Below are 11,121 nucleotides of genomic sequence, written 5' to 3' on the forward strand. Positions count from 1 at the left end.
GATGGCTAAAGTTGTCTTTAAAGTGGGGGACGATGTCTCCACCGATATCATTTATCCGGGAAGATTCATGGCTACTGTCCTGCCCACGGAAACGCCGCAATTCGCCTTCATCGATTATCCCGAATTCAACGCCAAGATAAAGAAAAAAGAGTTCCCGCCCCAGAGCATCATCGTGGGCGGCAAGAATTTCGGCTGCGGTTCGTCGCGCGAGCAGGCCGCTTCCTGCCTGAAAGGCCCCGATTTCGTGGTCGTGGCCCGGAATTTTTCCCGCATTTTTCTGCAGAACGCGATCAACCTCGGTCTGAAGATGGTCATCTGTCCGGCCATTGAAGCCAATGAAGGCGACGAGCTGGAATTCACCATTGACCAGGTCATCAATAAGACCTCGGGCAAAATTTTTCCGATCGTGGCCCTGCCCAAGGCGCGCCAGGTCATCATCGATGCCGGGGGGCTGATCCCCTTTACCCGCAAACTCCTTCTCGAAACCAAGGGCAAGAACTGAAAGTTGGCTCTGAATTTTAAAGAGGCCCTGGCAACGCTGTACCGCGGTTTGCCCGCGCTGTTGATCCGGGCTGGGATCCTTGCCGCTGGCGGCTTTGCGACCATCATCGTTTTCGGCATGCTGCTTTTTGCCTATCGGGTTGCCGGCGGCCCCAGCGCGGCGGTGGTCATCATCGCCATATCGGCTGTCCTGGGCTGGGCGGCGAGTGGATTGGCCGCGCAGCGTTTTTTTCTTTTTCGCTACCGGGCGGCCATGCTGCTCCTGTTTTCCGGGCGCGCCCTCCCGGTTTCCGGCCTGGCAACGGCGCTCAAAGAGTCGCGAAGTCTTTTCGGCAGCTATGCCCAATGGCAGGCATTGAACCTGAAACTAAGGCGGGCGATGTCCTTTTCCAGAGGCTTGAACGGGCAAATTGCAAAAAAGCCGTCAGCGGGCGGGGCGCGGCGTTTCCTGGATTTCCCTGCCGATACGATCATCGGCCAGGCCGTCCTGGTCCTGGCTTTTTCCCGGGACGGGCCGGATATCACGCTTTCGCTCCGGGAGGGGGTGGCGCTCGTTTCGGCACTTGGAGCCAAAAGCCGGCGTTTGTCACGAAGCTGGCTGTGGTTTTCTGCCGCCGGTTTAATGTTTATCTTCCTCTGCCTCGCGCTGCCAAACTGGTTCATTTTCAGCAGCGCCGGCGCCCCGGTTTGGATCGGGTTTGTCCTGGCCGCGATCATTTCCGTGCTGCTGCATCAGGCTTTCGTCGTCCCTTTCGTTTTGGCCGGCGTCAGCGGTTCGCTGCTCGTCGAAACCCAAGGCAAGACTCCGGACGAAAGGGTGTGCGAGAAGCTCGTCCCTTTTTTTACTCCCTGACCTCTATCGTCTTGATCGCCGTCCGGCCGAAATACTGCGGGTGGTACATCCCCTGGGCGAGCGTCGGCATCCAGGTGAAGCTGCCGCTGTACATCGCCTTGATGATATAGACGAGGCATACGGCCCCTATGAAGTAAGACTAAAAACCTGTCGCCGGTCATGGTCGCGGAGGATCTACCAAGTGTATGAGAGCGACCCGTTGAAGTGCCCCAAGTGCGGTGGGCATATGAAGATCATCGCCTTTATTCAGGAACGGGAAGAGGTTATCCGCATTTTGCGTCACCTCAAGATGTGGCCGATCGAGTACCCCAAACCGGCGGCGGTTGACGCCCGGGCTTCTCCGTTCCCTATGAACTTGCTGCGCAAATTATCAGATTAAGAAATCCGTTCCATGCTTCCGGTAAAGGAACATCCATTTCCTAGGCGAAATAGATGTGTTTGGCCATTTTGCAGGCGCATGCAGGATGGCCGGCTCCCCAGGAACCGGAGTTGCAGGAAATTCACACAAAACGTACAGCCGACTGTTGCAATTTCATCACATTATTCTTAAAATCCCATCATGGAGAAAATTGATTTTCCTATCAGTTCGCAGGAAGAACACTGGGGCATCCTGCGTCGAGGGGCGTACCCGCAGCGTGTGCCGTCTGCGCGTAACGAGGAGAGACGATGAGCGATCAGGGTCCGAAAAATCGCCGTGACTTCCTGAACCAGGCGTTGGTCCTCACGGGGGCGGGCCTCCTCGGCGGAGCGGCGCGCGTCGCCTCCGCCTTCCCGCTCGAAACGCGAGCGGCCGGCACGGTGCGCAAGGTCGTCTTCCCTGCCCGCTTCCGCTGGGGCGCCGCGACTGCCTCGTATCAGGTCGAGGGCGCCACGAAGGAGGACGGCCGGGGCGAGTCGATATGGGACCGCTTCGTCCATACACCAGGCAAAGTGAAGAACGGCGACACGGGCGACACGGCCTGCGACTCGTACCACCGCTGGCGCGACGACATCGGCCTGCTCGGGGCCTTGAACCTCACCAGCTACCGCTTCTCGATCGCATGGCCGCGCATCCAGCCGACGGGCAAGGGCGCGGCGAACGCGAAGGGCCTCGAGCACTACAGCCACCTGATCGACGGGCTGCTCGAAGCGGGCATCCGCCCCTTCGTGACGCTCTACCACTGGGACCTGCCGCAGGCGCTGGAAGACGCGGGCGGCTGGCCCTCACGCGATACGGCCGATCGCTTCGCCGAGTACGCCCACATCGTGATGCGCGCACTCGGCGACCGCGTCGGCGAGTGGGTGGTGTTCAACGAGCCGAACGTCTTCACCCTCTCCGGCTACGGCTGGGGCGGACACGCGCCGGGCAGAACCGACCCCGACGCCATGCTGCGTGCTGGCCACGTCGTGAACCTCGCGTTCGGCGACGCCTGCCGCGCGATCCGCGCCGAGCGCCCGAAGGCCCACATCAGCAACGCTTACACGATGTCCACCTTCACGCCCGAGACCGACTCGGAGAAGGATCGCGACGCCGCCCGGCGCTGGCAGTCCTTCTGGAATGTGTGGCACCTTGAGCCCGCGCTCTACGGACGCTACCCGGACGTGTTCCCGGGCGGCCTGCCCGCCGAACGCATCGGGATCAAGGACGGCGACATGGAGCGCGTCAAGGCGCATCTCGACTTCCTCGGCCTCAGCCACTACAACCGTTTCTTTGTCTCGACCCAGTCCGGGCCGGCCTTCGACATCCCGGGCTCCTTCGGCGGCGGCAAGGAAGGCCCGATCACGGAGAACGGCTGGGAGGTCTGGCCGAGCGCTTTCTACGACATCGTCATGTGGGTGACGCGCGAGTACGGCCGGCGCACGATCGAGATAACAGAGAACGGCGCCTGCTACAACGACGAGCCCGATGCGACCGGTAAGATCGACGACGAGCGCCGCCTCGCCTTCTACCGCGGTTACCTCGCCGAGCTGGCGCGGGCGATCCGGGACGGCGCCGACGTGCGCGGCTATCACGCCTGGAGCCTGATGGACAACTTCGAGTGGGCCGAGGGCTACACCAAGCGCTTCGGCCTCGTCCACGTCGACTTCAAGACCGGCAAGCGCACGATCAAGGAGTCCGGGCGCTGGTACGCGAAAGTGGCCGCGGCAAACGGCTTCTGATCCGGCGCCTCACCAAACGCAACAAACCGCACCGCTGGCGACAATAATTGTCGGGCGTGTCAGTAATTGTCATTGCGCAGGTTCCGACTGCCATTTCCTCAGAGCATTGGGGACGGACTATGAAAAAGTGAATTTGTTTGCCATCATGAATGCATGAGACAACCAAGATTCACGTTTCCGGGAGCGTATCACCATTGCATGAACCGGGGGATCAATGGTGAAGCCATTTTCAAGGAAGACAAGCAAAAAACGGTTTTTTTGGAAATGCTTGCCGAAAAGACGGGAAAATTCCGCATGCGCTTATTTGCGTATTGCATCATGGACAACCATTACCATTTGGTACTGGAGCGCGCTTCTGGCAGGATGTCGGATTTTTTTCGCAACTTAAACACTCAATACGCTTTTTTTTATCGTAAAAACACCAGTAGCAAGGGGTATGTGTTCCAAAACCGGTTTGTGTCCACCCTCGTTCAAGATGACGCTTATTTGAAACAGGTCATAGTTTATGTTTTGCAAAACCCGGTTAAAGCCGGAGTAACTGATGACTTCACGAAGTATCCCTGGTCAAGCGCAGTAAGTTATTTTGAGAAAGCAATCTCCGGATGGTTGGACGGCGAATTTGTTCTGGGATTATTTGGTAGCCGGAATAATTTGATTGGAGCAATGCGATCAACTGACAACAATAAACTAGCGATATTGAAAACCAGGCTTGGTCCAGTTTTTGGGGATGAAACTTTTGTTGAAAAGGCATTGGAACGTTTCGAGCGCAGACAGAAACCGAACCCAACCAAACAGAAGAGGCGGGATGATTTTGGTTTTGAACCTGTGGCCAAGGTAATTCAGGAGTTTGAACGGACCAAGGGGATAAAAATTGAAGATATCAATCTGGCTCATTGGGAAGGGAAAAGATTGCGGGCGGAGCTTTTGGCTCGGTTATATGACCAGACTGGATTGAAATACCGTGAAATAATTGAAATACAAATCTTCTCCGATTTGCACTATCAATCTATGTCTCGCTTATACCACAACTTCCGCAAGACGATGAGGCCATAAAATGAACATTTTCACTTTTTCATAGTCCGTCCCTAAAGCCCTCGTTCACTTTTTCATAGTCCGTCCCTAAAGCCCTCGTCCCTAAAGCCCTCGTCGTCCCCTTCGTCCTGGCCGGCGGCAGCGGTTTGCTGCTCGTCAAAACCCGCGGCAAGACTCCGGACGAAAGGGTATGTGCGAAGCTCGTCCCTTTTTTTACTCCCTGACTTCGATCGCCTTGATCGCCGTCCGGCCAAAGTACTGCGGGTGGTACATCCCCTGGGCGATCGCCGGCATCCAGGTGAAGCTGCCGCTGTACATCGCCTTGATGAAATAGACGATGCGCATAGCTCCGCTCAACGAGTAGGTGTAATAGACCAGGCGGTCGGCAGCGTTTTCCTGGCGCGCCCAGGGCGTCCAGTATTTGCCATGGTTTGCCGTGTTGAATTCCTTCAAAGAGCGGGTGGTGGCGATATCCTGGCGCAGGAGCTCGAAGCCGGCGGCCAGGGGTTCGTCGATCACGCCGTAGGGGACCTCCTTGTCGGCCTTGATCAACAATTCGACCTGGTAAACCTGTCCGCGCCGGAAAACCTCCGTCTTCTCCCCTTTTTCGTTGTAGACATTGCGCTGGATGTCGATGCCGCGGTTCTTTTTCCCGGCCTTGTCCAGCTTCCAGGTCAATTCGCTGCTGACATAAACCGGCTGATCGGCGCTGACCAAGGCTTCAATCGGCGTTTTCAAATCAATCAGTTTTTTGCTGACCTGCAGCACGTCGCGGACATTGGCGAACTCTTTCGTTGTTTTTTCGTCGAGCAGAACAATTTCGGCTCGGCGCGCCGTCGTTTTCTCCACCTGTTTCAGGTACTCGTCCATGGCGCTGAGAATCCAGAAGTTGGTCTGGGTCGTGTTCCAGCAGTAGGGTTGACATTCGAGAAGCCAGTTGATGATCCGCTCGGCCAGCACGTGCCCGTGCTCCACCTCCAGGACGGCCTGCAGGATCAGGGCGGTGGCGAAGCGCGATGAGTAGAATGGATAATCGCGGTGGTAGGCGTACTCGCCGGCATCGAAATAGGCGAAATCGGCCTCGACCTGCAGGCTGTTGTTGAACTCGGCCAGCATGGTTTTAAGGGAATCGGTCTCGATCCCCTGGTTATGCAGGGCGCGGTACAGGAACACCCGGCCGGGCAACGGCAAGGTGTCGCGCTCGGCGGCGAGCTTTTTCAGCTTGCCGGTGTCGGCTTCCTTGTGCAGGCTTAGGACGAACTGATAAAAGCTTTCGCAGGTCTTGTCCAGTTCAGCCCGTTGCAGGTATCCCGTCAGTTTCTGCACCAGTTGCGTGTCGACCTTGTAATCGCGTTCCCTGGCCAAGTAGAGCGCCCACAGGACATAGGCGGTCAGGTAATCTGAGGTATATTGTCCGCCGCGGTAGTAGGAGAGGGCGCCGGCGCTGTTCATGAATTCGGGGATGATCTTCAAATATCCCTCGACCGCCGCACGGATCTGCTCCTGGTCCAGGCCCAATTCCAGGCGCTCGGCCAGCTCCGGGCTGAAGGCCAGGAAGGGCATCACCTTGGAGGTTCGCTGCTCGAGGCACTCGTAGGGATAAAAAACGAGCTTCTTGGCAATATTGACCGCGGGGCGCAGCAGCGACGGGGCGGCCTTGATGGAGACGGTTTGCTCCACGCCGTCGGCCTGGGGCTCGATCATCTTTTTCACGCTCTTGCCGCTGGCAAAGTCAAGCAGGGTTTCGCTGACCAGCCGGTCGGTCACCGGCAATTTCTTCTCCAGCCCGTCCTTGTCGGCCGCGCTGACAGCATAAAAAACAATGCGCGCTTCGCCGACGCGGTTGGCGATGAACGGGAACTGGAACAACTCGTTCCGGCGCGGCCCCAGCGTGCGTTTGGCCTGCCCGGCGCCGTTGATGCCGATCCCTTCGGGCTTGGCCAGCAGGGTGAGCTGGAGATCTTTCGCCGTGCGGTTGCTGAGCTGCACACCGGCGTTGAAGGTGTCATCCTGGCGGGCAAACTCGGGCATGGCTTCGCTGATCAGCAGGTCCTTGCTGACCATGAGTTCCTTCTCCGCCCGGCCAAAACTGTCCTCGTTGTAGGCCACGGCCATGATGCGGTAGGTAGAAAGCTGGTCCGAGCTCTCGAAGTCAATTGCGGCATTGCCTGCCTCGTCCGTTTCGACGGTTTTAAAGAACAGGACCTCGCGGAAATCGCTGCGTATGCGGATGCCGGAAGTGTCTGCTTCGGCATCCGCGGCCGCTTCTCCCTTCATGCTGCGGGCCATCATTTTTTTTTCCGCGGCCATGGGCATGGCCGGAGCGACACCGCCTTCAACGCCGCCCATGACGCCGTCCATGATGCCGCCCTCGATGCCCTCATCCGTGACGAACTTCCCGGTCAGGTCCCAATACTTTTCTTTCATGACCGGGATCAGTACCAGGTCGCAAGGGTAATGATCGCTGCCGTTGAAATAAATGCCCGATTGGAAGGTGGGGAAGTATCCCTTGGCTCTGGCTTTGACGATGTAATTCCCGCTGGACAGGCCGGGGAATGAATAATAACCCTGCGGGCTGCTGACGGCCGTTTTCAGTTCAATGTGCTTCTCATCCTCGAGGATGACGGCCGCTCCGGCGATCGGCATGGCGTCGGGTCCGGTAATGCTGCCGAAAATCGCCGGCCCGGGCAAGTCGATGTCCATGGTCGGGCGCGCGAAAGTCCATTGCCTGTAATTCTTCGAATAATAGGTCCTGAGCATGCTCCTGGCCAGCGGGTCGGTGTAGTAAAAGCGCCTGAGCGGATCGGGGGTCTGATAATCCTGAAGGGAGAGGTTGCCCTTGTCGACGGCGTAGACGAAAAGCTTCGCCCGCACGCCTTTTTGCTGCGCATCGAGGGTCCTGATCTTCACGGTCGCCTTGCTGGCCGGCTTGATCTCGCCGGGGCTTTCCAGTTCGACGCGCATGGTTTTGCCTTCATCCAGGACCTGAAACTCCTTGGTGCACTCGTCGGAAGCATTGTTGGCGAACATGGCGATCACGCTGACGCGGATGGCCGGGAAATATTCTTTCTTGACCGGGAGTTCAAGGAGCGTCATCTTCTGCAGGTCGAGAACCATGGAATCCAGGATTTTTCCCCTTTCGACCGTCACCAGGGCCTGACCTGCCCGTGATGAACGGATGAAGCATTTCAACTTATCGCCGACATGCAGCGCTTCCCGATCGCATTCGATGCGCAGCCCTTCATCGCGGTCGGAATAGCCGCTGTCCCAGGCGAAGAAGCTGTCCGACGTCGAAACGACGCGGCCGTTTGGGTCGGGGGTGTCGCAGCGCAGGACGTAGCGGCCGGCCGTCGGCACGCGGAAAGCGTGGGTTTTGGTTTTATCGACGAAGATGTCGTCGGGCCCGGTCACTTTTATCAGTTTGCGCTGGTAATCCTCATAGATTTCCCGGTAAAGGGTAACCCGGATCTTGCCGGAAACGGGTTTTCCCGTGAAGTTGACCAGGGCCAGTTCGGCATCGATCCGCTCTTTCAGGTTATGATAGTAGCCGATGCGGATGCCGGTTAAATAGTTGCCTGGGAAATAAACCGACTGGGTCCGGGCGGTGAACTCCTTGCCTTCGGCTGATTTGCCGGTGGCCGTAAAAAGGAGACCGGCGAGATAATTGGTCTTTTTAAATGTTTTCAGCGGAATGCCGAGAACGTATTTCCCGCCTGCATCCAGCTTGTCCTTCCCTTGCTGCGACGGGTCGTTTGATGCCAGGTTGCGATCAAGGCCAAAAGCGTAGCGCTCCAGTTCGCTGCCGCCGAACCCCCGGGCCGCCGCCGAAGCCACCTCCAGGCTGTAGCTGAAGCCGTCGCCGGCCATGGGATTGCCGGCCAGGTAGGAGCCGCTGACCGTTGGCCGGAAGAAATCCTGAAACAGGTAGCGCTCGGCAATGTCGGTGATCGTCACCTCGAAGGTGTTCGGCTGGTAATAATCGATGGTAACGCCATGCTGCCCCAGCCAGGATTGGCCGTCCTGGACTCTGACCTGGAATTGGTAGCGTCCCTTTTTGCCGGCCGGGTCGGACTGGTATTCATAATGAAAGCCGCCCAGCCGGTCGAGCGGCAGCGTTTCGGTTTTTACCTTTTGCCAGTCGGGGCCGATGATCTCCAGCGAGGCCGTTGTCGCTTGCGGTGAGGTGACCTTGCCCAAAGCGTATTCCTTGACGATGCCGGCGACGTGGACCGTGTCGCCCGGCTTGTAAAAGTCGCGATCGCTGAACACGGAGATCCGCAGCTCGCGGGCCGAAACCGGTTCGAGCCCGACCTTGGCCAGCGCCATGTCGTCGCTGCCCGGGTTCTTGGCTATGATCAGATCGTCCTGATTCACCCCCGCTTCGTCGATGAGGATCCCGTTGGCGCCCGATTCGCCGAGCGGCGCCGTTTCCCGGGAACGCATGAGAAAGAAAGGCTTCTGCCCGAGCCCCTGGCCCGAGCGGTTGTCGTAGAGCCAGTAAAGGGTCTGGTCTTTGCCGGCCTTGATGACCATGTCCATATGGCGGCGGTGAAAGACATGCAGTTCGGGAGGATCCGCCGCCAGACGGTGCGGCAGGGCGATTTCCCGGCAAACGTTGTACGGCTCGCGCTTTTGGACCAGGAACCCGAAGAAGCCCAGAGGGGAGCCGAGCTTTTCGTCTCCTAGGGTTTGCATTTTTTCGCCTTCGGGCAGGTTCTCCAGGTTTTCCAGGATTTCCGTCTCGATAAAGTCGGCCTTGAAGTTTTTCCCCTGCAAAATGCCGAAACCGCCGGTTTCCAATTGGGTATAAAAATTCGGAGTCAGCTTGAACATCCGGATCCCGGCCTTGGCGATGCTTTTCGTGGTCAGCAGCAGGTTATTCTCATCCATGCTGAAGCCGATGAACGGGGAAAGGCTGGAGCAGACCTTGGCTGAGAGCTCGAGCTTCTCCGGGAGCTGTTCGTGATAGATGTTGGTTAGGCCCTTCCCGACTTCGATGCTCAAGGCGTCTCCCGACGACAGTTCTTCTTCGATGGCCACGACCAGGTTTTCATTCCCGCGATAGCTTGGCTCGAGATGAAACTTGAGGGTCCTCTTTTCCTTGCCCTTCATTTTGAAAACAGTGATAAGGTTTTGGTTGAATTCGGCAATGGGGTTGGAAAATCCGAGCCAGAAATTGGGCTCGTCGGTTCTAAGGATTACGGGCTGCGGGCCGTCGTAGCGGAACGGCGGCACCGTTTCGAAAGTGAAGGCAAATTCCTTGTCGGTCCCGGTGCTTCCTTCGCTGCCGCTAAACCCCTTTTTTACGACAAATTGGTAGAGCATTTCCCGTCGCAGTTTCCCGGCAAAGCGGATTGCGAGCTCATCAGCCGCTTTCTGAGAAAACTGGAGCGAGACCGGCTCGCCGCTCTTCGCTTCTTTGAGAATGAAAAAACCCCTGGCCTTGGCGGCCGAAACCGGCTGCTCGAAGCGCAGGATCAGCGAGTCGTTGACCCAAACCGCGAAATCCAATTTTTCGTTCGCCGGCAATGATGAAAAGTAATCCAAGCTGGAGGTCTTGATTTCACGGGGAAAAGCCCGTGGTGTGCTCCACTGCCAGCGCATCTCCTTGGGCATGGTTTTTCCGGAGAGCGACCGGGTCCCGGCCGGGATGGTCGCCGTGTAGGTAGTGGAATAATGAAAGCGCGACTCGGACTTAAAGGCCAGGGTGCGGTTGCCGCGCCAGGTGAATAAACCTCTGACAGCCGGGGAGATCTTGATCAGGGCGGCGCCGTCCCGCTTGCCGCCCAAAGGCAGCATATCGTCGGAAAAGGTGATGGTCAGCTCTTTGTTCGCCAGGCTCTGCAGGTCTCCCGATAAGTTGTAAATGGCCTGCAAATCTTTTTTTTGCCTGTCCCCGGCCAAGGCCGTTGCCAGGCATATCGTTGAAAAAACCGCCAGTATAGCCGCGAAAATTTTCATGCCCGCCTCCTTTTGGCAAATCGTCAAATCGGATTAGACGGCACTTTAAATAAAATTGGAAGAAATCGTTTGCCGCTGCTCCGCTGAAGGATTATGCGCGAGGAGTTTTTTTTTTACAACCTCGGAGGGGGAAAGGGAAGGGCTCAGCCGATCTTGGCGTGCCTGTAGAAGTTTGTGGCGATGATTTTCTCGTGGTAGTCGCTGTTGGTATATTTGTAGCCGTTGTTGTAGAGGATGAGGGCCTTGATGATGTCGCCCTTGGTTTCGCGCAGATAGCTTTTTAGGATGGTGAGGCCCAGTTCGATGTTGTAGTCGACCTGGGAGAGCTTGCGGCGGTCAATGTCCAGTTCTTCCTTCCAGACCGTATAGTTGACCTGCATCAGGCCGTAGGCGCCCGCCCTGGACACGGCATGGCGGTTGAAGCGGCTTTCCACGAAAATGATCGCCATCACCAGGTAGGGGTTGAAGCCGTGTTTCCGGCTCAGGTTGAAAACCGCGCCGGTGATATTCGCGAATTCGGGGGTTTGCAGGCGATAGACATTTTCCTGGAAACGGTAGAAATCGGTCTTGGCCATGGCTTCCCGGTGGGCGTCTATTTTATCGTTGAGGGTGTCAACGGTTTTGCGCAGCGACAA

At 57.4% G+C, this 11,121-nt stretch carries 7 protein-coding genes; 5 read left to right on the forward strand and 2 right to left on the reverse strand.

Annotation, left to right across the window (positions count from 1 at the left end):
* Window position 1 precedes the first annotated feature (1 nt).
* From NTW95_12800 to NTW95_12820, 5 genes are all read left to right on the forward strand, one after another.
* Complete coding sequence (locus NTW95_12800; protein MCX6558288.1) at window positions 2-502, forward strand: 3-isopropylmalate dehydratase; 501 nt, start codon at window positions 2-4, stop codon at window positions 500-502.
* Window positions 503-505: 3 nt separating this feature from the next.
* The gene (locus NTW95_12805) at window positions 506-1,354 is read left to right on the forward strand and encodes a hypothetical protein (protein ID MCX6558289.1); all 849 of its coding nucleotides are present in this window, start codon (window positions 506-508) and stop codon (window positions 1,352-1,354) included.
* Between the two features lie 226 nt (window positions 1,355-1,580).
* Window positions 1,581-1,733 carry a hypothetical protein gene (locus NTW95_12810; protein ID MCX6558290.1) on the forward strand — a complete coding sequence of 51 codons (153 nt, stop codon included), beginning with the start codon at window positions 1,581-1,583 and terminating at the stop codon, window positions 1,731-1,733.
* 287 nt (window positions 1,734-2,020) lie between these two features.
* Window positions 2,021-3,493, forward strand: coding sequence for a GH1 family beta-glucosidase (locus tag NTW95_12815; GenBank protein MCX6558291.1), 1,473 nt, complete (start codon window positions 2,021-2,023; stop codon window positions 3,491-3,493).
* Window positions 3,494-3,691: 198 nt separating this feature from the next.
* Window positions 3,692-4,546 (forward strand): transposase, encoded by an 855-nt coding sequence (locus NTW95_12820; GenBank protein MCX6558292.1) that lies wholly within the window; start codon window positions 3,692-3,694, stop codon window positions 4,544-4,546.
* 192 nt (window positions 4,547-4,738) lie between these two features.
* Here NTW95_12820 and NTW95_12825 read toward each other — a convergent pair whose 3' ends face one another.
* Window positions 4,739-10,486 carry an Ig-like domain-containing protein gene (locus tag NTW95_12825; protein MCX6558293.1) on the reverse strand — a complete coding sequence of 1,916 codons (5,748 nt, stop codon included), beginning with the start codon at window positions 10,484-10,486 and terminating at the stop codon, window positions 4,739-4,741.
* A 143-nt stretch (window positions 10,487-10,629) separates the two neighbouring features.
* Complete coding sequence (locus NTW95_12830) at window positions 10,630-11,121, reverse strand: lytic transglycosylase domain-containing protein (protein ID MCX6558294.1); 492 nt, start codon at window positions 11,119-11,121, stop codon at window positions 10,630-10,632.

The sequence above is a fragment of the Candidatus Aminicenantes bacterium genome (assembly GCA_026393795.1).
Taxonomy (GTDB): Bacteria; Acidobacteriota; Aminicenantia; order UBA2199; family UBA2199; genus UBA2199.